25 protein-coding genes and 1 tRNA gene are annotated in these 22,622 nt (G+C 74.2%); 8 read left to right on the plus strand and 18 right to left on the minus strand.

All coding sequences use genetic code 11. The features are described from left to right. Nucleotides 1-27: 27 nt before the first annotated feature. The 7 genes from OHV05_RS01910 to OHV05_RS01940 form a co-directional block, all read right to left on the minus strand. Nucleotides 28-1,041 (minus strand): ABC transporter ATP-binding protein, encoded by a 1,014-nt coding sequence (locus tag OHV05_RS01910; RefSeq protein WP_405015988.1) that lies wholly within the window; start codon nt 1,039-1,041, stop codon nt 28-30. Continuing rightward, complete coding sequence (locus OHV05_RS01915; protein ID WP_405015989.1) at nt 1,038-2,054, minus strand: ABC transporter ATP-binding protein; 1,017 nt, start codon at nt 2,052-2,054, stop codon at nt 1,038-1,040. Before OHV05_RS01915 ends, OHV05_RS01910 begins: the two co-directional genes overlap by 4 nt. After that, nucleotides 2,035-2,931, minus strand: a complete 897-nt coding sequence (locus OHV05_RS01920) for an ABC transporter permease (RefSeq protein WP_405015990.1) — start codon at nt 2,929-2,931, stop codon at nt 2,035-2,037. Before OHV05_RS01920 ends, OHV05_RS01915 begins: the two co-directional genes overlap by 20 nt. Beyond that, nucleotides 2,928-3,965: an ABC transporter permease gene (locus OHV05_RS01925; protein ID WP_405015991.1), complete on the minus strand. Its 1,038-nt coding sequence runs from the start codon at nt 3,963-3,965 to the stop codon at nt 2,928-2,930. The genes OHV05_RS01920 and OHV05_RS01925 overlap by 4 nt, the downstream gene beginning before the upstream one ends. Continuing rightward, a complete protein-coding gene (locus OHV05_RS01930) occupies nt 3,962-5,509 on the minus strand; it encodes an ABC transporter substrate-binding protein (RefSeq protein WP_405015992.1) in 1,548 nt (515 codons plus the stop codon). The genes OHV05_RS01925 and OHV05_RS01930 overlap by 4 nt, the downstream gene beginning before the upstream one ends. A gap of 454 nt (nt 5,510-5,963) precedes the next feature. After that, nucleotides 5,964-6,905, minus strand: coding sequence for a hypothetical protein (locus OHV05_RS01935; RefSeq protein WP_405015993.1), 942 nt, complete (start codon nt 6,903-6,905; stop codon nt 5,964-5,966). After that, on the minus strand, nt 6,902-7,330 hold the full coding sequence (locus tag OHV05_RS01940; protein ID WP_405015994.1) for an RrF2 family transcriptional regulator: 429 nt from the start codon (nt 7,328-7,330) through the stop codon (nt 6,902-6,904). The genes OHV05_RS01935 and OHV05_RS01940 overlap by 4 nt, the downstream gene beginning before the upstream one ends. A gap of 167 nt (nt 7,331-7,497) precedes the next feature. Between OHV05_RS01940 and OHV05_RS01945 the strand changes: the two genes are divergently transcribed. Both OHV05_RS01945 and OHV05_RS01950 read left to right on the plus strand, forming a co-directional pair. Beyond that, on the plus strand, nt 7,498-8,046 hold the full coding sequence (locus OHV05_RS01945) for a cupin domain-containing protein (protein ID WP_405015995.1): 549 nt from the start codon (nt 7,498-7,500) through the stop codon (nt 8,044-8,046). An 88-nt stretch (nt 8,047-8,134) separates the two neighbouring features. After that, nucleotides 8,135-9,361: a serine hydrolase domain-containing protein gene (locus OHV05_RS01950; RefSeq protein ID WP_405015996.1), complete on the plus strand. Its 1,227-nt coding sequence runs from the start codon at nt 8,135-8,137 to the stop codon at nt 9,359-9,361. 16 nt (nt 9,362-9,377) lie between these two features. On the opposite strand, the gene OHV05_RS01955 is transcribed toward OHV05_RS01950, so the two are convergent. The 4 genes from OHV05_RS01955 to OHV05_RS01970 all read right to left on the minus strand — a co-directional run bounded on the left by OHV05_RS01955 (nt 9,378) and on the right by OHV05_RS01970 (nt 11,512). Further along, complete coding sequence (locus OHV05_RS01955; protein WP_405015997.1) at nt 9,378-9,854, minus strand: hypothetical protein; 477 nt, start codon at nt 9,852-9,854, stop codon at nt 9,378-9,380. Nucleotides 9,855-9,937: 83 nt separating this feature from the next. Then, nucleotides 9,938-10,180 (minus strand): hypothetical protein, encoded by a 243-nt coding sequence (locus OHV05_RS01960; protein WP_405015998.1) that lies wholly within the window; start codon nt 10,178-10,180, stop codon nt 9,938-9,940. An 87-nt stretch (nt 10,181-10,267) separates the two neighbouring features. Continuing rightward, a complete protein-coding gene (locus tag OHV05_RS01965) occupies nt 10,268-10,564 on the minus strand; it encodes a hypothetical protein (RefSeq protein ID WP_405015999.1) in 297 nt (98 codons plus the stop codon). 93 nt (nt 10,565-10,657) lie between these two features. Then, nucleotides 10,658-11,512, minus strand: coding sequence for a polysaccharide deacetylase family protein (locus tag OHV05_RS01970; protein ID WP_405016000.1), 855 nt, complete (start codon nt 11,510-11,512; stop codon nt 10,658-10,660). A 197-nt stretch (nt 11,513-11,709) separates the two neighbouring features. On the opposite strand from OHV05_RS01970, the gene OHV05_RS01975 reads away from it, so the two are divergent. After that, a complete protein-coding gene (locus OHV05_RS01975; protein ID WP_405016001.1) occupies nt 11,710-12,393 on the plus strand; it encodes a DUF6445 family protein in 684 nt (227 codons plus the stop codon). Between the two features lie 28 nt (nt 12,394-12,421). Here OHV05_RS01975 and trxA read toward each other — a convergent pair whose 3' ends face one another. From trxA to OHV05_RS02010, 7 genes are all read right to left on the minus strand, one after another. Continuing rightward, nucleotides 12,422-12,751: a thioredoxin gene (gene trxA / locus OHV05_RS01980; RefSeq protein ID WP_405016002.1), complete on the minus strand. Its 330-nt coding sequence runs from the start codon at nt 12,749-12,751 to the stop codon at nt 12,422-12,424. A gap of 11 nt (nt 12,752-12,762) precedes the next feature. Then, entirely contained in the window at nt 12,763-13,188 is a 426-nt protein-coding gene (locus tag OHV05_RS01985) for a MerR family transcriptional regulator (RefSeq protein ID WP_403038744.1), read from the minus strand. A gap of 93 nt (nt 13,189-13,281) precedes the next feature. After that, complete coding sequence (locus tag OHV05_RS01990; RefSeq protein ID WP_405016003.1) at nt 13,282-13,506, minus strand: hypothetical protein; 225 nt, start codon at nt 13,504-13,506, stop codon at nt 13,282-13,284. After that, nucleotides 13,503-13,901: a hypothetical protein gene (locus tag OHV05_RS01995; RefSeq protein WP_405016004.1), complete on the minus strand. Its 399-nt coding sequence runs from the start codon at nt 13,899-13,901 to the stop codon at nt 13,503-13,505. The genes OHV05_RS01990 and OHV05_RS01995 overlap by 4 nt, the downstream gene beginning before the upstream one ends. Nucleotides 13,902-14,020: 119 nt before the next feature. Further along, complete coding sequence (locus OHV05_RS02000) at nt 14,021-15,478, minus strand: sensor histidine kinase (RefSeq protein ID WP_405016005.1); 1,458 nt, start codon at nt 15,476-15,478, stop codon at nt 14,021-14,023. Beyond that, on the minus strand, nt 15,475-16,173 hold the full coding sequence (locus OHV05_RS02005; RefSeq protein WP_405016006.1) for a response regulator transcription factor: 699 nt from the start codon (nt 16,171-16,173) through the stop codon (nt 15,475-15,477). Before OHV05_RS02005 ends, OHV05_RS02000 begins: the two co-directional genes overlap by 4 nt. A 185-nt stretch (nt 16,174-16,358) precedes the next feature. After that, a tRNA-Cys gene (locus OHV05_RS02010) sits at nt 16,359-16,432 on the minus strand. Nucleotides 16,433-16,581: 149 nt separating this feature from the next. Here OHV05_RS02010 and OHV05_RS02015 point away from each other — a divergent pair. The 5 genes from OHV05_RS02015 to OHV05_RS02035 all read left to right on the plus strand — a co-directional run bounded on the left by OHV05_RS02015 (nt 16,582) and on the right by OHV05_RS02035 (nt 22,535). Beyond that, complete coding sequence (locus tag OHV05_RS02015) at nt 16,582-17,958, plus strand: IS1380 family transposase (protein ID WP_405016007.1); 1,377 nt, start codon at nt 16,582-16,584, stop codon at nt 17,956-17,958. A 385-nt stretch (nt 17,959-18,343) separates the two neighbouring features. Continuing rightward, nucleotides 18,344-19,144 carry a hypothetical protein gene (locus OHV05_RS02020; protein ID WP_405016008.1) on the plus strand — a complete coding sequence of 267 codons (801 nt, stop codon included), beginning with the start codon at nt 18,344-18,346 and terminating at the stop codon, nt 19,142-19,144. Nucleotides 19,145-19,366: 222 nt separating this feature from the next. Further along, nucleotides 19,367-20,263, plus strand: coding sequence for an alkaline phosphatase family protein (locus tag OHV05_RS02025; RefSeq protein WP_403038726.1), 897 nt, complete (start codon nt 19,367-19,369; stop codon nt 20,261-20,263). A 5-nt stretch (nt 20,264-20,268) separates the two neighbouring features. Next, a complete protein-coding gene (locus OHV05_RS02030) occupies nt 20,269-21,519 on the plus strand; it encodes an MFS transporter (protein ID WP_405016009.1) in 1,251 nt (416 codons plus the stop codon). Beyond that, on the plus strand, nt 21,516-22,535 hold the full coding sequence (locus tag OHV05_RS02035) for a TolB-like translocation protein (RefSeq protein ID WP_405016010.1): 1,020 nt from the start codon (nt 21,516-21,518) through the stop codon (nt 22,533-22,535). Before OHV05_RS02030 ends, OHV05_RS02035 begins: the two co-directional genes overlap by 4 nt. Nucleotides 22,536-22,622 lie beyond the last annotated feature (87 nt).

Below are 22,622 nucleotides of genomic sequence, written 5' to 3' on the forward strand. Positions count from 1 at the left end.
GGGGCGGCGCGGGCTTCTGACGAGAGGTCAGCGGCTGAGCTGGGCGCGCCAGTCGGGCGCGTGGAGGCAGGCGGCGGCCCGCTCGGGGCCGTGCGGCTGCGGTTCGGGCAGCTCGCGGCAGGCCGCGTCGGCGAACGGGCAGCGATGCGCGAAGACGCAGGCCGCGTCGGCCGGGGCGGCCTGCGCGGGGGTCCGCAGCAGGGCCAGGTCGGTGCGGTGAGCACGCAGCAGGCTGGGCGCCGAGGCAGCCAGCAGGGCGCTGTACGGGTGCAGCGGCTGCTCCAGCACGGCCTCGGCCGGGCCCTCTTCGACCAGTCGGCCCCGGTACAGCACGGCGATCCGGTCGGCCACCCCGGCCAGCGAGTCGAGGTCGTGCGAGATCACCACCACGGCCAGGCCGAGCTCCCGGCGCAGCTCGTCGAGCAGCCGCAGCACGTGGTTGCGGTTGGACGCGTCCAGCGCGCTGACCGGCTCGTCCGCCAGCAGCAGCCGGGGGCGGGTGACCACCGCCCTGGCCAGCGCGACGCGTTGACGCTGACCGCCGGAGAGCCGGGCGGGAGTGCGGTCGGCCAGCGCCCGGTCCAGGCCGACCTGGTCGAGCGCGGTGAGCACCCGCTCCTCACGCTCGGCCCGCTCGGTGCCCGCCACCACGAGCGGCTCGCCGATCAGCCGGCGGACCGTCAGATCGGGGTCGAGCGAGCGCAGCGGGTCCTGGAACATGTACTGGACCGCGCCGTCCCGGCGGACCGCCCGCAGCGCCCGGCCGCGCAGTCCGGTGCGGTCCCGCCCGTCGACGGTGACGGTGCCCGCGACCACGGGGGCCAGGCCGACCACGGCGCGGGCCAGCGTGGTCTTGCCGGAGCCGGTCTCCCCGATCACGCCGAGCAGTTCACCCGCCCGGGCGTCCAGGTCGACGCCGTCCAGCACCCGGGGTCCGGGGCCGTACGCGACGCTCAGTCCGCGCAGCCGCAGCAGCGGCTCGCCCGGCGGCGCGGTCGTCGGCGCCTCGGTGCGGGCGGGCAGGTCGGTGGTGACGGTCATCGGAACACCTCCGTGCGGTGGGCGGTGCCTGCCAGGGCGAGTTCGCCGACCCGCAGGCAGCGCACCTGGCGGCCGGGCGCGGTGCCGGTCAGCGGGACGGTGTCGGTGGTGCAGGCGTCGGTCGCGTAGTCGCAGCGGTCGGCGAACCGGCAGCCGGGGCCGGCCGTGCCGGGCTCCGGCGGGCGGCCGGGGATGACGGCCAGTTCGCGGCGGGTGCGGTCGCCGAGCGAGGCGACCCGCAGCAGCGCCTCGGTGTAGGGGTGCGCGGGGGCCGCGATCACCTCGGCGGTCGGTCCCTGTTCGACGATCTCGCCCGCGTAGAACACCAGGATCCGGTCGCAGACCTCGGCGACCACGGCGAGGTCGTGGGTGACCAGCAGCAGGGCCAGGCCGCGTTCGGCCCGCAGCCGGTCCAGCAGGTCGAGGATCTCGGCCTGCACCACGGTGTCCAGCGCGGTGGTGGCCTCGTCGGCGACCAGCAGCTCCGGGTCGCCGCAGACCGCGATCGCGATCAGCACCCGCTGCAGCATGCCGCCGGACAGCTCGTGCGGGTAACTGTCGTACACCCGGCCGGAGTCGAGGCCGACCGAGTCGAGCAGTCCGGCCGCCCGGGCGCGCGCCTCGGCCCGGGGCAGGCCGTGCCGGACCCGGAGCGGTTCGGCGAGCTGGCGGCCCACCGTGAGCGCGGGGTTGAGGTAGGAGCTCGGGTCCTGGAAAACGGCGCCCAGCCGGGTGCCGCGCAGCTGCTGCCACTGACGCCCGGTCAGGCCGGTGAGCTCGGTGTCGCCCAGGGCGATCCTGCCCTCCGCGACCTCGACGCCGGGGGCGAGCAGGCCGAGCACCGAGCGGCAGGTCAGCGTCTTGCCGCTGCCGGACTCGCCGACCAGGCCCAGGGCCTCGCCCCGGCGGACGGTGAACGAGACGTCCCGGACGGCCTCGGTGCGGCCGTGGCCGACGGTGAGGTGCAGGGCCTCGACGGTGAGGGCGGGCGGTTCAGACGGCGGCGAGGTCATCGCGGCGCTCCTTCCCTCGGGTGGTGGTCTTCTCGGGCTTCTCAGCCGCGCCGGGCTCCGCCGCGTTCGGCTCCGCGTCCCGGACGGCGTCCGCGAGCAGGTTGAGCGCGCCGACGGTGAGCATGATCAGCGCGGCGGGCAGTGCGGGCGCCCAGGGCTGCTGGGCCAGGAAGCCCAGGTCGCCGGCCAGCATGCCGCCCCAGGTCGGCGCGGGCGGCTGGACGCCGATGCCGAGGAAGGTCAGCGAGGAGACCGCCAGCAGGCTGGTGGCCAGCGCGTGCGCGGTGGTGACCGCGACGGTCGGCAGCACCTTGCGCCAGATGTGGGTGCGCAGGATCCACCACCGGGAGGCGCCCATCAGCTCGGCCGCCTCGACGTACTGCGCCCGGTCCAGGCCGAGCGCGGCGGCCCGGGTGACCCGGAAGAACAGCGGGGCGAGCAGCACGCCCAGGGCGAGCATCGCCTGGTGCAGCCCGTTGCCCAGCACCCCGACGGCGGCGATCGCGAACAGCGTGAACGGCAGCGTCATCAGGGCGTCCACCGCGCGCAGCGAGACCCAGGTGAAGGCGGCGCCGAAGCGGACCGAGGCCAGCCCGGGCAGCACGCCGAGCAGCATCGCGGCGCCGACCGCCTCGACCGCGCTGAGCACCGAGCTCCCGGTGCCGGCCAGCAGCCGGCTCAGCACGTCCCGGCCCAGGTAGTCGGTGCCCAACAGGTGGGCGCCGCTGGGGCCTTGGAGCGTCCGGGCGGTGTCCTGGGCGAGCGGGTCGAGCGGGGCGAGAGCGTCGCCGAACAGCGCCAGCAGGGCGACCGCGGCGAGCACTCCGAGGGCGGCCCGGGCCACCGGCACCCGGCCGGTGGAGCGCAGGATGCTCATCGGGCCTCCCTGGCCTGGGCCGAACGGGCCTTGCGGGCGGCCGGGTTGAGCGCGAACAGCCCGGCGTCCACGGCCAGGTTGGCGATCAGCACCACCACCACGGTGACCAGCAGGGTGCCCTGGATCACCGGGACGTCGTGCTGTTCGGCGGCCCGCAGCGAGAGTTGGGCGATCCCCGGCAGGTTGAAGATCCGTTCGGTCACCACCGCCCCGCCGATCAGCATCGGCACGCTCATCCCGAGCACCGTGACGGCCGGTCCGGCCGCGTTCCGCAGCACGTGGCCGAGCAGCACCCGCCGCCGGGACAGGCCGCGCATCACCGCGCCGGTGGCGTAGTTCTCCCGCAGCTCGCCGACCAGCGAGGTGCGCAGCTGCCGGGCGATCGCGGCGGCCGCGTCCAGGCTCAGCGCCAGCGCGGGCAGCACCGCGAACCGCAGCCACTGGCCCGGGTCCCGGCCGAACGGCACGTACCCGCCGGAGGGCAGCAGGCGCAGCTGGACGGCCAGCAGGGTGATCAGGCCGATCGCGATCACGAAGGCGGGCAGGGTGCCGAGCAGGGTGCAGACGGCGGTGACGATCCGGTCGGTGCGGCCGCCGTTGCTGAGTGCGGCGGCGATCCCGGCGGCGCCGCCGAGCAGCACCGCGAACAGCAGGGCCAGGCCCGCGATCGAGAGGTCGACCGGCAGCGCGGTGGCGATCGAGTCGGCCACCGGCACGGTGGTGAACCAAGACCGGCCGAGGTCACCGCCGAGCGCGTCGGTGAGCCAACTCCCGTACTGCACCGGCAGCGAGCGGTCCAAGCCGAACTCGTGGTCGAGCCGGGCGATGTCGGCGGGGGTGGCGGTCTCGCCGAGCACGGCGGCCGCCGGGTTGGCGTCGGAGAGCGCGCCGAGGCCGAAGGTGAGCAGCGAGGACAGCAGGAAGACGGTGACCGTCCCGGCCAGCACCCGGGCCACCGGGCGGGGCGCCCGGGCGGCCCGTCGGGCGAGCGGACCCGCCGTCAGGGGCCGGCCGGGCGCGAGTACGGCGCTCACGAGGCGGTCACGCCCTCGAAGCGCTGGACCACGGTGAAGGCGGGGATCTGCGAGACCGACCGGCGGCGGGCCAGCAGCCGGGGCACGCTGTACAGGAAGACGTTCGGCATGGTGCGCACGGCCAGCGCGGTGGCCGCCTGGAGCACCTTGGGGTAGTCGGGCGAGTCGAGCGGGATCCGGGAGACCTTCTCGACGGCCTCCTTGAGCTCGGGCGGGGTGGTCCGGCCCGGGTTCATCAGGCCCTGCTCGCCGAACAGCACCTGGAACGCCTGCGGGGCGGAGTCCCGGCCGGCGAACTGGTCGGTGAACAGCGCCTTGGAGTGCTGGATGTAGACGATCTGGGTGGCCTGCGCGGCCGGCACCACCTCGATGGTGGTCCTGATGCCGACCTCCTTGAGCTGGGCCTGCAGCTGCTCGGGCAGGCCCTGCGCGGCCGAGGTGGTGATGGTCAGGTCGACGCCGTTCGGGTGTCCGGCCTTCGCCAGCAGCTCGCGGGCCTTCGCCGGGTCGTAGCGGTACAGGTCCTCCGAGCCCGGGTCGTGGCCGACGTAACCCTTCGGGAAGGGCTGGTAGTTGACCTCGCCGAAGCCGAACTGCTGGGTCTTCACCAGCGCCTCGCGGTCGATCGCGTACTTCAGCGCCTCGACCACCTCGGGCTGGTCGAACGGCGCCTTGCCGAGGTTGACGTCCAGCACCGCCACCACCAGCGAGGGGATCACCTGGACCTCCAGGCCGGCCGCCTTCGCGGCGGCGACCTGGCTGCCGGGGATCTGGGCGACGTCGTACTGGCCGGACTGCAGGCCGGCCACCACCGTGGCGGCGTCCGGGAGCGGGTGCAGCTCGAAGTTCTCCAGCTTGATCGAGGCCGCGTCCCAGTAGCCCGTGTTCCGGCGCAGCACCGCCTTGCTGTTCTGGGTGTACGAGACCAGCGAGAACGGGCCGGCGCCGGCCGGCTTGGTGGCGATCCCGGCGGCGTCCGTCTCGAACGCCTTCGGGTTGACGATCAGGCCGGTCTTGCCCGCCAGCAGGTTGGGGAACTGGTAGTCGGGCTGGGTGAGTTGGAGCACGACGGTGCCCGGGTCGGGGGCGCTGACCTCCTTCAGGTGCACCAGCTGCGGTGCGACCAGCGACTTCGGGTCGGTCCGGCCCCGGTCGAGGCTCTTCTTGACCGCGGCGGCGTCCAGCGGGGTGCCGTCGTCGAAGGTCAGGCCGGGCCGGAGCTTGAAGGTGACCGAGGTGCCGTCGGGGGCGTAGCTCCAGCCGGTGGCCAACGCCGGTACCGCGGCGCCCTGTTCGTCGAGCTTGGTGAGGCCGGCGTAGACCAGCGAGAGCGCGTGCACGTCCCAGCCCGCCGAGGAGAAGACCGGGTCCCAGGAGGTCGGCAGGGCCCAGCCCCAGCGCACGGTGCCCGAGCTGCCGCTGCCGCCCACCGCGTCGCCGGTGTCCCCGCAGGCGGCCAGCAGCAGCGCGGCCCCGGTACCGAGACCGAGCCCGAGGAAGGAGCGTCTGGCCAGCGTGGAACGGCCTTCGGGCAGTGCGTTCATGAGTGTGGGTCACCTTTCGGGTGCACGCCCGGCCCGCCCCGGACCGGCGGGTCGGGGGCGGCGCACGGGGCATGGCGTCGGCGTGCACCGACGGTTCTGGGCGGCGTGGATCGGCGCGGACGGCTCCGGCCCCGGGAGGGGCGCACGGCGGCCGGGCAGCGAGGAGAGGGGTGCGCGCCGTCGGGGACGGCGGGCGGGCGGTCACCGCGGTGTCGGGTGACCGGGGCCGGTCGGCGGGGCGGTCAGCGACCGCGGGCCGGACGGGAGTGCGGGCGGGCAGGGCCCGGCCGGTACGGCGGGCAGGTCTGCCGCCGGGAGAGCGCGCTCAGCGACAGAGGTCGCTGCTGGTGCGCCGAAGGTCCACGTAGCGGCACACCACGTTGGGGTGCGTGGAGAACATGCGCACATCCTGGCGACTGGAACGGCCCGCTGTCAATGGACACCAAAAGGTGTCTCATTCCCTGGCGGCCCGCCCCAATTCACCGACCACGCACGATCCTTGCAGCTCAGGGGCGTCAGGGCCGGTGAGCAGCAACGAGCCCGAACGCTCGGTCGGGTGCAGGAACAGCGCCTCGCCGGCGGTCTCCACCCGGACCGCGCCGACCGGCACCGCACCCTCGGCCGAGGCCAGTTCGGACGCCGACACACTGCGGTAACGCTCCATCAACATCACGGCGGTCGGCGCGTCCTGGCGCGGCACCAGTCCCGGGCAGACCGCACGGGCCGCCGCCAGGTACTCCGCGAGCGGGCGCCAGCCCGGCACCGCCCGCCGCCCGGCCGGGCCGGCGAACAGCAGCGTCGGCAGCGCGTACCGGTGGCCGTCCTCGGTCTCCTTGGCGGCCCCGGGGTGCGGCCCCGGACCGCGCAGGCCGACCACCTCGGGGATCGGCCGACGGGTCTCCGCCCGGTCCGCGCGCACCCGTTCGAGCACCGCCGCCGAACCGGCGTCCGCCGCCAGCCGGTCGAGGTCGAGGTCCGGCACCCCGTGCAGCGCGGCCCGCACCCGGGCCGGGGTGTCGGCCGGCTCGCCGAGCACGAAGGCGGTCTCCCGCAGCCGCCGCAGCACCCGCTCGGCCACCAGCGGGCCCTGGGCCTCGGCGGCCGCCGCCGCGAGCGAGGCGGGCCAGCTGCTGGCGGCCACCCAGCGCAGCCCGGCGGCGCGCGGCGCCCCCGTGTGCGCGGTGATCCCCTCGACGTAACGGGCGTACCAGGCCGTCTCGGCGGCCGGGTCGGGCGCCGGGTCGTCGTCCTCGTCGAACAGGATGCCGAACACCCGGCGATGGTCCGCCGCACCCGCCAACACCCGCAGCAGCGCCCGTACCTTGGGCTCCGAGCCCCAGGCCCACGGACAGGCCGGGTCGGTGTACTCGACCACCTCCAGCCGGACCGCCGTCACGCCGGGACCACCTCCGCCGGACGCGTCGACTCCCGCACCAGGCCGGCCACCGTGGTGGTGGCCAGGATCCGCACCGCGCGCTCCTCCACCGCCCGCCAGACCGCCGGCAGCGCCTCGGCCGGGCCCGGGTAGGCCAGGTCCGCCAGCGGCTCGCCGCGCAGCGTGATCACCTCGCCGTCCACCGCCCGCACCACGTCCAGCAGGGTGATCTCCTCGGCGGGCCGGCCCAGCCAGTACCCGCCCTCGCAGCCGCGCTGACTGCGCACCAGACCGGCCCGCCGCAGGTCGCCGACCACGGACTTCAGGAATCGGAACGGGACTCCCTGCGAGGAGGCGATGGCCTCGCAGGTGAGCGGACGGGCCGCGTCCCCGGCCAGTTCGACCAGGGCGCGCGCGGCGTAGTCCGCCTTCGCGGAAATATGCATGAGCATGAGTATCCCCGGCCCGCCGCGCACTTCAAGTGCCTTCCCCGGCAGGCCCGGAGGAAAGGACACCTCTTGACATCCTTTCCGGCCGCACCCTAGCGTCCTGACCATCCGGCGGGGCCCGGCCGCTGCCGCCCGCCCACCTCCCGTACCTTCCTGGAGCCACCATGCCCACCGCCCACCGCCACGCCCCGACGGCCGACGGCGAGCCCGGCGCCTCCTGCACCGAGGCCGGCACCGGCTTCCACCCGCACCTGCCCGACCACGGCCGGCCGGCCGCCGACGGCGCCCCGTTGCGGGCCCGTCTGCACCACGTCCGGGCCGGCGAACTGGACGGCGACACCGCGCAGAGCAGCGGCATGCGCAGGTTCGCCGCGATCAGCGGCGGCACCGTCGGCTCGGAGAAGCTCTGGATGGGCCAGACCCATGTCGCCCCCGCCACCGCCTCCTCCGACCACCACCACGGCGAGTCCGAGACCGCGATCCACGTGGTCAGCGGCCACCCGGAGTTCGTCTTCGTCGACGACTCCTCCGGCACCCCCGAGGAGATCCGCCTCCGCACCTCCCCCGGCGACTACATCTTCGTGCCGCCCTTCGTGCCGCACCGCGAGGAGAACCCGGACCCGGCCGAGGAGGCCGTCGTGGTGATCGCCCGCAGCACCCAGGAGGCCATCGTGGTGAACCTCCCGAGCCTCTACCCGACGCCCTCCGCCTGACGGTCCGTGCCGTCCCGATGGGTGATGTTCGCGCGGGTCGTCCGGCGACGTCGGCGGCCGTCGGGCCCTCGCTGCCGATACTGCGGGCATGAAATCCACCCGTTCCGCCCTGCCGTACCTCGCCGCGGTCACCGCGCTCCTCGCCGCCGGCACGCTCGGCGGCCCGGCCGGCACCGCCGGTGCGACGGGGGACGGCGGCCACCGCCCACCCTGCGTCAGCTCCCCGCACCCCGAGGGCGGTCCGGCCCTCGACATCCTGCGGCTGGCCGAACAGGCCAGGACCGAGATGGACCTCAAGTCGGTGATCCTGCGGGTCACCGCCGACGGCCACGAGGTCCTCACGGCCGCGCTCGGTGAGTCGATGACCGGGGTCCCGGCCGAACCCGCCATGCACTTCCGGAACGGGAACGTGGCGATCAGCTACCTGGGCACCGCCCTGCTCCGGCTGGTCGACGAGGGCGTGGTCCGCCTCGACGACCCGGTCGCCCAGTGGCTGCCCGACCTCCGGCACGGCGACCGGATCACGCTGCGGATGCTCGCCGACTCCACCACGGGACTGGTGGACTACGTCACCGCACCCGGCTTCGGCGAGTCCCTCTACGCCGACCCGTTCCGGCACTGGACGGCCGAGGAGCTGGTGGCCGTCTCGACCCGCCAGGACGACTGGTACGAGCCGGGCACCAACTGGAGCTACTCACACGCCAACTTCGTCCTGCTCGGCGCCGCCCTGGAGAAGATCACCGGGAAGCGGCTGGACGTCCTGCTCGACGAGAAGATCCTGGGCCCGCTCGGCCTGACCGAGACCCGCAACAGCTTCACCCCCGACATCCCGACGCCGGTCCTGCACGCCTTCACCGCCGAACGCGGGACGTACGAGGAGTCCAGCTTCTGGAACCCGTCCTGGACCACCGCCCCCGGCGCGGTGCAGACCACGGACATCTGCGACCTGGCCCGGTCGGCCACCGCGATCGGCTCGGGCGAGCTGCTCTCGCCGTCCTCCTACCGGGAGTTGCTCGACCCGGGGACGGTCGGCCTCGGTCACCCGACCAAGACCTGCCCGGAGACGGTCTGCCTCCCGAACACCGAGGCCACCCACTACGGCATGGGCCTGCTGGTCCTGAACGGCTGGATCTCCCAGCACCCGCTGTTCTTCGGCTACACCGCCGCCCAGGCCTACCTCCCGTGCGAGCACCTGGCCATCGCGGTCTCCACCACCAAGGGCCGGCACACCCCGGAGGGTCACACCGCCCAGGTGCTCACCCAGCGGATCGCCGCCGCGCTCGCCCCGGACCACCCGATTCCCGACTTCGGCTGATCCGCCGCCGGCCGGGTCAGCCCAGCCGCTCGCGCGCCTGGTCGAGCGCCGTGGCGAACCCGGCCGCCACCTCCACCGGGTCGGTGCCCTGGGCCTCGACCTCCAGGCAACCCCCCGGCCGCTGCTCGATCCTGGTCCGGCAGGGCATCCCGGTGTAGGAGCCGGACTCGAACTCCCAGCGCAACCGCTCCCCCGCCCGCTCCCCGCCGAGCGAACCGTCCGGCTCGACGGTCGCCAGCAGGCGGTGCACGGTCCGGCAGTCCGGCACCCGGTCCCAGACCGGGCCGGCGCCGGTCCACGCGTCGTCCGGCCCGACCAGGCGGGCGTAGTCCTGCTCGGGGGCGTCCTCGGCGACCTGCGAGTTCCACAGCGCGGTGATCTCGTCGGCGATCGCCCGGGTCGCGACCCGCAGCGTGTGCACGCCGGCCCGGAGGACGTACCCGGGGCCGGGCTCCGCCCCCGGGGCACCGGTGTGCTGCGGATCGTCGGTCACCCACCGATCATCGCGCACGCACCGCCCCGGGGAGCCACCGGCCCTGCCGGTCGGCGCTCCGTCAGCGCCATGTCAGCGCTCCGTCAGCGCTCCGCCCAGTGCGGGCAGACCGGCTGGTGCCACCTGGTCCGCACCACCGTGCCGCCGAGCAGCCGGTGCTCGCTGCTCCAGGTCCGGCAGCACCTGGCCCGGACGGGGGTGCTCTCGCGCCGGGCAGCCGGGCGCACCGGGGTCGGGCCTGCGCCGGTCTGACCGCTGCTCGGGGTGGTGGGCGCGGCGGCCCGGGACGGATGGCGGCGCCTGCGCGCGGGGGAGGAAGAAGTCACACCCAGCCCCTCCCACCGACGGACGGCTCCCAACCCGCCAGTCACTCGAACAGGCGACGGCCGGGGCGGCCCGCCCACACTCCCCCGTCAGTCGTGCCGGGCACCGAGCTCGTCCAGGTAGCGCAGCCGCCGGATACACGCCCGGGCGCCGAACTCGGCGGCGTACACGTCGACTTCACCGCCCGCCTGGACCCACCGCCCGGTCAGCCAGTCCACCACGGCCCAGCCCTCCCGGCCCTGGTCGTCGGGCGGCAGCCGCACCACCTCGTACCGGTTCGCCGCACCCACCGTCGGTGGATCGGCGGCGGGCAGCTCCACCGCCCGGGCGGCCTCGGGGCGCGCCTCGGAACGTGGTAACAGACTGTCCGGCCCCCCACTGGTCATGCTCACCACAGTAGAGGAACCGCGTCGCTGACACTGTGTCAATGGATCACTCCGCTCCGCGGCGACCTCCCGAGCGGGTGCGGACCGGGACGGTCAGGTGCAGAGCTGACTGGCCGTCACGGGCCGGAGCCCGAGCCGCTGCAACCCGTCCAGCACGGCCGGGAGCGCGTCGACGGTGCCCTGGTGCCCCATGTGCAGCGCCACCACCGAGCCGCTCTGGACCGAACGGAGCAGACGCCGCTGGAGCAGGTCCGCCCCCGGGTCGCTGTAGTCGCGCGGGTCCACGTCGAAGGACAGGCAGTGCTCGTACCCCACCAGCCGGGCCTGCTCGCGGACCATCGCGTTGGCGTACTGGGTCGCCGACGGCCGGAACCAGCGCCCGATCGAACCGGTCAGCCGCCGCAGCCGCTCGGCGCACTCGGCTATCTCCGCGTGCGCCTGATCGGGGGTCATGGCGTTGATGTCGCCGTGGTTCTGGGTGTGGTTGCCGAGTTCGTGGCCACCGCGCAGGATGCGTTCCGCCATCTGGGGCTGCTGGTCCAGCCAGCGGCCCACCGCCAGCACCGTCAGCTTCACGCCGTGCTGCTCGGCCCGTTCCAGCAGCGCCGTCGCCTGGGCCGGGTCGCCCTCCCCGTGGAAGGTCAGCGCGACCTCCGGCCGCCCGCGCGGCCCGCTCACCACCTCCGCCGGTGTCCCCGGCGCGAGCGGCACCACCGCCGGGACCGGCGCGGCGGGCGGCGAGGGTGCGGGCGTGGGCGTGGCCGCCGGCCCGGCGGGGGTGGCGGACGGCTGCGGCGAGTACCCGGACATGCCTTCCGGCGGGTCCACCGGCCCCTGGTCACCCGTGACCCGGGTGGGGCCCCCCGCGCAGGCCGAGACGGCACCTACGGCGGTCACGGCGGCGAGCCGGGCGGCGGTGCGCAGAACGGAGCGACGGTCAGGAGTCATCGCGCACCAGCATAGGGACGGCGAAACAGGCGTACGAATCGAGCGCACCCACCCGGAGGACCGGCGCCGCCCGCACTCCCGGCTCACGGGTCGTCACCCCGCCCCACCTCGGCGGTTGGCCGCGTTCCGTCATCCAGACCGAATGTTGACCGTTTTGCGGGCGAGTCGTGGGGTGCCCCGCTCCTATCGTCGGCCGCATGCCCCCACAGCTCCGCCGGCCTGCCGCCGTGCTCCCCGTCCTGCCCTATCGCAAGCCCACCCGGGGCCGCGACTACTGGGTGCTCGACGACGTACTGCCGAACATCGACGAGATCCGCGCCCGCTGCCTGGCGGTCGAGGACTGGGACGAGGGCTACCCGCACCAGCCCGAGTCCTGGCCGGGCCTGCGCACCATGCCGGCCCTGCTGCCCGCCGAGCTCGCCCGGTTGGAGGCGCAGGTCCGCAAGGCCACCGGCGCGCCCCGGATCTGGGCCCGCACCGAGGTCGAGGGCGGCAGCTTCAACCACAACTGCGTCCAGGTGGTCGGGGCCGGCGAGTGCGAACCCCGCCCGCACACCGACTCCCGCGCCCTCTGCCGCTACGCCGCCGTGCTCTACCTCAACCCCGACGTGCCCAAGCAGTGCGGCACCAGCTTCCACCGCCAGACCTTCCCCGGCGGCCGCCTCGGCGGAAACCTGGTCACCGCCCCGCACAACAACCTGGTCGACGCCCTCGGCACCCGCTTCGTCCCCGCCGACTCCTTCACCGAGGACGTCGCCGTCCCGCACCGCTACAACCGTCTCCTGCTCTACACCGCCAACATGATCCACACCGCCACCGGCTACTGGGGCGACACCCTGGCGGAGAAGCGCATGACGGCCGTCTTCTTCTGGATGGCCTGACCTGCGGACTGCCTGACCTGCCGAGCCGTCAGAGCACGTCGTCGAACTCGCGCAGGAGGCGGGCCTTGGCACGGGCGCCGACCACCGACTTGACCGGTCGGCCGTCGCGGAAGACCACCATGGTGGGCATCGAGAGGACGGCGTAGGCGGCCTGGGTCTGCGGGTTGCGGTCCACGTCGAGCTGCACCACCGTCAGGCGGTGGGCCTGCTCGCGGGCGATGTCGGCCAGCACGGGCGCCATCATCCGGCAGGGCGGGCACCAGTCGGCGGTGAACTCGACCAGGACCGGGCCCTCGGCCGCCAGCACCTGCTCGGCGAAGGTCTCGTCGGTGACCTCGGCCACTCCGGCGATCTGCATGGTTGTCCCCTTCAGTCGGCTGCCGGCGGCTCGGCCGCCAGTTCGCAGCGCGGTGCTCGGTCATCGGCGGCGGCCAGCGCGTCCCGCGACTCGCGGGCCCGGAGCAGCTGGGCCCCGACCTGCTCGCGGACCTCGTGGAGGCGGGCGATGCAGGCGTCGAGCTCGGCGAGCTTGCGCTCGTAGACCTCCAGCGAGGCCGGGCAGGAGTCACCCTCCGGGTGGCCCGCCTGGAGGCACTCGACGAACGGCCGGGTCTCCTCCAGGCCGAAGCCGAAGTCCTGGAGGGTGCGGATCTGCCGGAGCAGGCGCAGGTCCTCCTGGCTGTACGCCCGGTAGCCGTTGCCGGACCGCCGGGCGGGCAGCAGGCCCAGTTGCTCGTAGTACCGCAGCGTCCGGGTGGTCGTACCCGCCCGCTCGGCCAACTCGCCGATCCGCATCGCCCGCTCCTTCCGGGGTGCCGCTCCGCACCGCCTGGGACGACGGTAGACCTTGACCCTGACGTCAAGGCCAGCGGCGGCGGCAGCGGGGGATCAGCCGTCGTCGGTGCCGTCCGACTCGGCCTGCGCCGCCGCGCTCTCGGCGGCGTCGACCTTCTGCTGCATGTCCTGGACCCGGGCGTCCTCGGCGCTCGCCGACTGCCCTGCCCGGTCGGGCGTCCCGGCCCGGTCGCCCCCGGTCGGACCGCAACCGGCGAGTGTCAGGACGGCGAGGGCGGCGACGACGGCCGCCCCGGGGCGGAGGTGACGGCGGGTCACTTGGCGGGGGCCTGGGTGTGGCCCTGGGCCTGGCACCAGGTGGCGACGGCCTTCAGGTCGTTCTGCCGGGCCTCCAGGGTGGGCAGCAGGTTCTTCCGGAAGGTCAGCCGGCCGTTGAGCAGGGTCTGGATCTCGGTGTGGCCGGCCGCCTTCGCGTTGGCCACCCGCTGCTCCATCCGGGCCACCGAACCGGTCACGGTGGCGTCGCCCTTCAACCGGGTCACCGAGGCGTTGACCCGCTGCTCGGTCTTGGGCAGGCGCTTGCAGACGGCCTTGGCGCCGTCGCCCTTCGGCGCGGTCGCGGGCTTGGTCTCGGCCTGCGCGGGCACGGCCACCAGCAGCGTGCCGGCCAGCGCGAGAGCTCCGGTGAGGACGGCCTTGCGGTTGCTGAGCATGGCGGGATCTCCTTCGACGCCAGGGGGTCGTCGGGCCCGGGACCGGGCCGACCGGTGCGGAGGCTAGCGCCGTTTCTTGTGAATTCCTTGTGAGCCCGCCGGGCCCGTCGGACCGGCCGTCAGCTGCGGTCCCCCGCCAGCCAGTCCCGGCGCAGCGCGAGCTGCACCGGCAGCTCCACCGTCGGCGCGTCGGCCCGCAGCAGCGGCAGCCGCACCTCGAACCGGCTGCCCGTCCCGCCCGCTCCGGCGCCGACCGAGACGGTGCCCCGGTGCAGCGCGGCCTGCTGGGCCACCAGGGTCAGCCCGAGGCCGGAGCCGGGACTGTCCGGGCGGCGGTGGAACCGGCTGAAGACCGCCTGCCGCGCCGACGGTTCGATGCCGGGCCCCTGGTCCGCCACGGTCAGCAGCACGGACTCGCCCTCGGTGCCCAACCGCACCGAGACGACGGCCGGCCGGTCCGGCGGGTGGCCGTGCACCACCGCGTTGCCGAGCAGGTTGGCGACCAGGATCCGCAGGCCGCTCTCCCAGCCGAACACCCGGACCTCGGCCGGGCCCTGCACGGACAGCCGGACCTCGGGGTGCCGCCGCCGGGTCTCGGCGGCGGCGTCCGCCACCAGGTCGGCCAGGTCGATCGGGGCGAACGCCGAGACCTCCACCAGGTCGCCCTGGGCCAAGGTCCGCAGCGCGGTGAGGAGTTCCTCCAGCCGGGCGTGGTCCGCGCGCAGGTCCCGGACCACCTCGGCGCGCTCCCCGGCGGGCAGGTCGGGGTGCGCAGCCAGCACGTCGAGGTCGGTGCGCATGCTGGTCAGCGGGGTGCGCAGCTCGTGCGAGGCGGCCGAGGAGAACTCCCTGGCGGTGTCCAGCGCCTGGACGGTCCGGACCGCCTGTTCGTCGTAGCGGGTGAGCAACACCCGGATGGTGGTGGCGAGTTCGTCCACCTCGGTGATCCTGCTCCGGCCCGGGGCGAAGGCGGCGGCCCCGGCCGCCGGGTCCAGTTCGGCCGCCCGGCGGCTGAGCCGCCGGATCGAGAGGGTGGCCCGCCGGGCCAGTCCGAGGGCGACCAGCCCGGAGACCGGTGCGGCCAGCAGCGAGACCAGCAGCACCCGGCGGCGGACGGCGGCGAGCTGCGGCCCGTCGGCGGCCGCGGGTGCGATCAGCCACAGCGTGCCCGCCGCCGGCCCGTCCACCCGGACGGTCAACACCCGCCAGACGTCGCCGTGTTCGCGGACGGTGACCGGCCCGCCCGGTACGTCCGGCAGCCGGGCCGGGTCGGCCGGGGCCGGGCCGCCCGCCAGCACCACGGAGCCGTCCGCGGCCACCACCCGGACCCCGGAGTCGAGCGCGTCGCCGAGGATGCGCCGGCTCTGGTTCCGCTCGACCTTGGGCCGGCCGCCCCGGTCGGCGGTCAGCAGCGCGCGGGCGGCGGGCAGCACGGCGGCGGCCCGGTCGTGCAGCCGGGCGTCCTGCTGGCCGCGCAGGTCCCGGTTGACCAGGCCCAGCAGCAGGGCGCCGGCGCCCAGCACCAGCAGCGGCACCACCACGGTGACCGACAGCGCGATCCGGCTGGAGAGCTTCACCCGCCCGCCCCGTCCACCGGCAGCCGCAGCACGAAGCCGACGCCGCGCACGGTGTGGATCAGGCGCGGCCGCCCGCCCTCCTCCAGCTTGCGCCGCAGGTAGCTGACGAAGGTGTCCACCGCGTCGGTGCGCACCTCGAAGTCGTACCCCCAGACCCGGTCCAGCAGGGTGTCCCGGCTCAGCACGATCCCGGCGTTCCTGACCAGCTCCGCCAGCAGCTCGAACTCCCGCCGGGTGAGCGCGATTTCGACACCGTCCTGGTGCACCTGCCGGGTCTCCGGAGTGATCACCAGCGGCCCGGCCCGGAGCGCCGTGGACGGCGGCGCGGGCCGTCGCCGGAGCAGCGCCCGCAACCGCAGCACCAGCTCCTCCAGCGCGAACGGCTTCACCAGGTAGTCGTCCGCCCCGGCCTGCAGACCGCTCACCCGGTCCGCGAGTTCGTCCAGCGCGGACAGCATCAGCACCGGCGTCTCGTCACCGCCCGCCCGCAGACCGCGGCACACCTCGGTGCCGGACAGGCCCGGCATCGAGACGTCCAGCACCAGCACGTCCGGCGCCGCCTCGGCCAGCAGGCGCAGCGCGTCCGCACCGCTCTCGGCGGTCCGCACGGTGAAGCCGCTCAGCCGCAGCCCACGCTCCAGCGAGCGCCGGATCGCCGCGTCGTCGTCCACCACCAGGACCCGTCCGGCCGTCATCGGCTCTCCTCCCGCCCGGGGGCTGTACGTCGCAGGGGCGGGCCCTACGCTCTCACGCCCGTCCCGGTGGGCACGGCCGGGGTCGGTGCCCCGGGCTCCGGCGGGGGCGCGGCGGAATGCCGAACGGTGGCGCGGCCGCACCGGAGTCGGAATCCGGTGCGGCCGCGCCGCCGTGGTCGACGACCTGGAGGTGGAGATAGGAATCGAACCCATGTACACGGCTTTGCAAGCCGTTGCCTCGCCCCTCGGCCACTCCACCGGGCGACTGTGCTCACCTGAAACCTAGCCTCGGGCTTTCATGAGGCCAGCTGTCCGACGGGTGGTCAGGAAAGCAGAAAGGGCCTCTGACCAGCGAGAATGAGGATTGTCTAGGTCCCTGTTCCCGCCCCGGTCGGAGGCACTTTCCAGGTGAGTAAGCGTACCGGGTCGTACCCGCGTGTCCGCGTCGAGGGCGGTGGCCGCGGGGTGGTCTCGCAGTCCGGCGCCGTGCTGCTGGTCGAGACCGCCCGCAAGACAGGGTTGGACGCGGCGATATCGACGGCACTGGCGCCGTGGCGCAAGGCTCGGGCCGTCCATGACCCGGGCAAGGTCCTGCTGGACGTCGCGCTCGCGGTGGCCCTTGGCGGGGACTGCCTGGCTGATGTCGCGATGCTGCGGGCCGAGCCCGCCGTGTTCGGCCCGGTGGCCTCCGACCCGACCGTCTCGCGCCTGGTCGACACCCTCGCCGCGGCCGGGCCCCGTGCACTGGGGGCGATCCGGCGGGCGCGGGCCGAAGTCCGCGAGCGGGTCTGGCGGTTGGCCGGCGAGGCGGCCCCGCACGTGGGCGGCGAGGTGGTCGTGGACATCGACGGAGTGCTGGTCCTCGCGCACTCCGAAAAGCAGGACGCGGCCAAGACCTGGAAGAAGACGTTCGGGCACCACCCGCTGTTCGCGTTCGTCGACCACGGCCCAGGCGGGTCCGGGGAGCCGGTCGCCGGGCTGCTGCGGCCGGGGAACGCCGGCAGCAACACGGCCGCAGACCACATCGAAGCGGCCCGGACGGCACTGGCCCAGCTACCGAAGAAGTACCGGCGCGGACGCCGAACCCTGATCCGCACCGACTCCGCCGGCGGCACCCACGACTTCCTGAACTGGCTCACCACACGCGGCCGGTGGCTGTCCTACTCGGTGGGGATGACCATCACCGGCGGCATCCACCAGGCCGTGCTGAAGATCCCGGCCTCTGCCTGGACCCCCGCAGTCGAACCCGGCGGAGAGATCCGCGACGGCGCCTGGGTTGCCGAGCTCGCCGGCGACGTCCTCAAAGGCTGGCCGAAGGGGATGCGGCTCATCGTCCGCAAGGAACGGCCCCACCCCGGAGCCCAGTTGCGCTTCACCGACGCCGACGGCATGCGCCTGACCTGCTTCGCCACCAACTCCACCGGCACCCCGATCGCCCGGCTGGAGCTGCGGCACCGCCAGCGGGCCCGCGCTGAGGACCGCATCCGCGCCGCCCGCGACACCGGACTGCGCAACCTGCCCCTCCACCAGGCCACCCAGAACCAGATCTGGCTGGAGATCGTCCAGCTCGCACTCGACCTGCTCGCCTGGATGCCCATGCTCGCCCTGACCGGCACCGCCCGCCGATGGGAACCCAAACGCATGCGGCTGCGGCTGTTCTCCGCCGCCGCCCAGCTCGTCACCACCGGCCGCCGCCGCTACCTCCGCCTGGCCCGCCACTGGCCCTGGACCGACACGATCACCAGTGCCTTCGAGCGCCTGCACGCCCTGCCGGACCCCGGCTGACCAGCGACATCACCCCATCCCGACGAACACCAGACAACATCCGGAACCGTGGAACCCGGCGCCCAACCGACGCGCCAGTCGGGCCCTCGGTATTTCTATAGGCAGAAGACCCAGCCCGGACAAGCAGAAACGGCCCGCCAGCCGAGCTGACGAGCCGTCATGCAAGATCGAGGCTAGACCGGTCCCGGCACAATTCACGGCAGCAACACACCGGGCCCGCCCAATAATTGGCGAACTCCTCTTCGAATCAATCCGGAGATATCGACCACCTGACCCCCCTTGTACTAATCGCCCGCCCCCGCGCGCCCGGCAACCGCACCTGTCGGCGCGCCCGGCGGTAGCCTGCTGGCGAGCAGCGTCCGATCAGCGAGGATGGGATTCACGCGTGACCGTCAAGGATTCCCGGCCGACCCTTTCCGGCGGCCCCGTATTCACCGGACCGGCCACCCGATGTCAGTACAAGAGCCTGCCGCTGAGGGACCTGCCCCCGCTGGGCCTGGTGCGCCAGGCCCGCCTGGCGCTGGAGGATTCCCGTGAGCGGCGCAACGGGGTCCCGGCACCCGGCGGGCCGTCCGCCTTCTCCGTCGGGGACTGGGTCCGGGTCAAGGACGCCGACGCGGTCCGCGCCACGCTGGACGACCAGGACCGGCACCGCGGCCTCTGGTTCACGGGCAGTCAGTGGTCCTACTGCGGCCGCACCTACCAGGTCGAACACGTGGTGCGGCGGATGGTCGACGACCACTACCGGATGCGCCGGCTCTCCGCCACCACCAGCCTCCGCGGCGCCACCTGCCTCGGGGCGGACGGCTCCGAGGGCTGCGGGATGGCCTGCGCCCTGCTGTTCCGCGACGAGTGGCTGGAGCCCTCCACCGAGGCCGCCGCCGAGCCGCTGACACCCACCCGGTACGCCACCGTCCGCAGCCTGGACGAGATCCGGGCCACCCTGGACGCCGGCGGCCGGCTGCACGGTGTGCCGTTCCAGCCGGGCATGGCCCGCTTCGCGGGCACCAGCCACGGGGCGACGCCGGTCCGGCACCGCTCGCTGGCCCGCTGGCAGCGGCCGGTCGGCGGCGACTGGTACGTGCTGGACAGCCTGCGCTGCGGCGGCGAGCCGCTGCCGCTGACCGGCTGCGACCGGCAGTGCGCGCTGCTCTGGCACTCGTCCTGGCTGCATCTCGACGCCTGACCCCCCGTACCTCCCCCTCCCCCGGCCGGCGTCACCCGCCCCGGGGACCTCCGGCACGCCTCTGGACACCCGACTCCCCTTGCCAGGACACTGACAAATCGGCAGGCGCCGTTCGCCTGTTCTTCACCTGAGAAGCGCGGCCATGTCCACCACCGCACTCCTAAGGTTGCGGCGCTCGGACACCCCCTCTGCCCTCGCCGACTCGCCCGGAGGACATCCACCATGACGCCCACTCAGTCCGCACCGTCCCCCCGCTCCCGCCGCCGGCTCACCGCCGTCGCCGCCGCCACCGCCCTGGCGGCCGGCTCGCTCGGCCTGTGGGCCGCCACCGGCAGTGCGCAGGCCGTGGTCGGCCTGCCCTCCCCGGACCACGTGGTGGTCGTGGTGATGGAGAACCACGCCTACTCGCAGGTGATCGGCAGCTCCAGCGCGCCGTACCTGAACAACACCCTGAAGGCGGGCGGCGCCAGCCTCACCGCCTCCTACGGCCTCACCCACCCGAGCGAGCCCAACTACTACATGCTCTTCTCGGGTGCCACCCAGGGCCGCACCGACGACAGCTGTGTCGGCGTCGGCTCGCTCTCCGCCGCCAACCTGGCCTCCGAGCTGATCGCGGCCGGCAAGACCTGGGGCAGCTACAACGAGGGCCTGCCGAGCCAGGGTTCGACCACCTGCAGCAGTGGCAAGTACGCCCAGAAGCACAACCCCTGGTTCGGCTTCAAGAACGTGCCGACCAACACCGCGTACACCATGACGCAGTTCCCGACCGACTACACCACCCTGCCGAAGGTCTCCTTCGTGGTGCCCGACCTGTGCAACGACATGCACGACTGCTCGGTCGGCACCGGCGACACCTGGATCAAGAACAAGCTGGGCGCGTACGCCACCTGGGCCAAGACCCACAACAGCATCCTGGTCGTCACCTTCGACGAGGACAACCGCCTCTCCGGCAACAAGATCCCGACCGTGCTCTACGGCGAGCACGTCACGCCGGGCAGCACCTCGTCCACCACGTACAACCACTACAACGTGCTCCGCACCCTGGAGGACCTGGCCGGTCTCTCCACCCACGCGGGCAACGCGGCCTCCGCCGCCGACATCACCGGCATCTGGAACTGACGCCCGTGTACCTCGCGGACTCCCGCAGCACCAAGGCCCCCGCCGTCCCGGACCAGCGTCCGGGACGGCGGGTGGCCGCCGTGCCCGGCACCGTGATCGCGCTCGGCGCGGTCAGCCTGGTCACCGACGTGTCCTCGGAGATGGTCAGTGCCGTACTGCCGCTGTACGTGGTGGCCGGGCTCGGGCTCTCGCCGCTCGGCTTCGGGTTGCTGGACGGGATCAACAACGGCGTCGGCGCACTGGTCCGGCTGCTCGGCGGTCACCTGGCCGACCGGGGCGGGCGCGGGCCCAAGTCGGTGGCGGCGGTGGGGTACGGGCTCTCCGCGCTCTGCAAGCCGCTGCTCCTGCTGGTGCACACCGTCCCGCTGATCGGCGCGGTGCTGGCGGTGGACCGCACCGGCAAGGGCCTGCGCACCGCGCCCCGGGACGCGATGATCTCGCTGGCCACCGCACCCGAACACCGGGGGCGGGCGTTCGGCGTGCACCGGGCGATGGACACCACCGGCGCGCTGCTCGGACCGCTGGTCGCGTTCGCCGTGCTGCGGGCCACCGTGGACGGGTACGACGCGGTCTTCGCGGTCAGTGGCTGCGTCGCCGCGCTCGGCGTCCTGGTCCTGCTGCTCTTCGTACCGTCCGCCCGCAGCAAGCCGGTTGATCCCAAACCCAGGCCTTCGCTGCGCGACTCGCTCGACCTGCTCCGGCTGCCCGGCCTGCGCCGGCTCGGGGTGTGCGCCGCGCTGCTCGGCCTCACCACCGTCAGCGACTCCTTCCTCTACCTGCTGCTGCAGCGTCAACTCGGCCTCGCCGCGCACCTGTTCCCGCTGCTGCCGCTCGGCACCGCCGCCGCCTTCCTGCTGCTCGCGATCCCGTTCGGCGCCCTGGCCGACCGGGTCGGCCGCCGCCGGCTCTTCCTGGCCGGGCACCTCCTGCTGCTGCTCGCCTACGCGTTGGTGCTCGGCCACAGCTCGGCCGTGCTGCTGGTGCTGGTGCTGCACGGGGGCTTCTACGCCGCCACCGACGGTGTGCTCGCCGCGGCCGCCGCCAACGCCGCGCCGGAGGACCGGCAGGGCTCCGCCCTCGCGCTGGTCGGCACCGGGCAGGCACTGGCCCGGTTCCTCTGCTCGCTCGGCTTCGGCGCGGCCTGGAGCGTCTGGGGCGGCCACACCGCACTCGCCGTCACGGCAACCGCCCTGGCCTGCACCGCGGTTACCACCTACTTCCTGCTCCGCAGCTCCGCCGACGAGGTCACCCGATGAAGAACTCCACCCGCCTGCTGGTCCTGCTGCCGGCCGTCGTCCTGCTCGGCGGCATCGGCACCGGCGCGGTGCTGTACGCCGCCGACCGGGCCGACCGGCGCGACCACGAGCAGGCCGGCGGCCCGGCCGTCCGCACCGGCCCGGTGTCGCTCCGGGCCCCCGGTCGACAGCTGGTCTTCCGCAACCTGGCCTGGGGCCCGCACCGGGACGAGATCGCCACCGTCCCGGCCGACCGGCCGGACGGCGAGCGGACCGTCTCGGGCCTCAAGTGCCTGCGCTTCCACGCCGCCGCGGGCACCGGCATCTGCCTGCAGGCGGTCCACGGCGCGCTGGAGGACACCTACCGCACCGTGCTGCTGGACGCCGACCTGCACGAGCGGCACGTCTTCCCCGCCGCCGGCATCCCCACCCGGGCCCGGGTCTCGCCCTCCGGCCGGCTGGCCGCCTGGACGGTCTTCGTCAGCGGCGACTCGTACGCGGGCACCGACTTCTCCACCCGGACCGCGATCGTGGACACCGGCACCTGGGCGCTGGACGACAACCTGGAGACCTACGCGATCGTCAAGGACGGCCACCCCTACCAGGCGCACGACACCAACATCTGGGGTGTCACCTTCGCCGACGACAGCCGGTTCTACGCCACGCTGGCCACCGGCGGCCAGACCTACCTGGTCCAGGGCGACGTCGCCGCACGGACGTTGACCACCCTGCACCAGAACGTCGAGTGCCCCTCGCTCTCCCCCGACGGCACCCGGATCGCGTACAAGAAGCGCGCCCCGGAAGCCCCCGCCGACGCCCCCTGGCGGCTCTACGTGCTCGACCTGCGCACCATGGCCGAGACCCGCACCGCCGAACAGCGCAACATCGACGACCAGGTGCTGTGGGCCGACGACCGGACCCTGGAGTACTCGATGCCCGGCGACTTCGGCGCCGACCTCTGGTCCACCCCCGCCGACGGCACCGGCGCCCCGCGCCAACTCCTCGGCGCCGCGGTCTCCCCCGCCTACCTCGGCTGAGGCCGGACCGCGGGTGCACCATCGACCGGTGGGCGCGGACCGACTAGGTTCGATCCCGTCCGATGCGCCCCTGCCGGGCGCACGACC

The sequence above is a fragment of the Kitasatospora sp. NBC_00070 genome (assembly GCF_045041205.1).
Taxonomy (GTDB): domain Bacteria; phylum Actinomycetota; class Actinomycetes; order Streptomycetales; family Streptomycetaceae; genus Kitasatospora.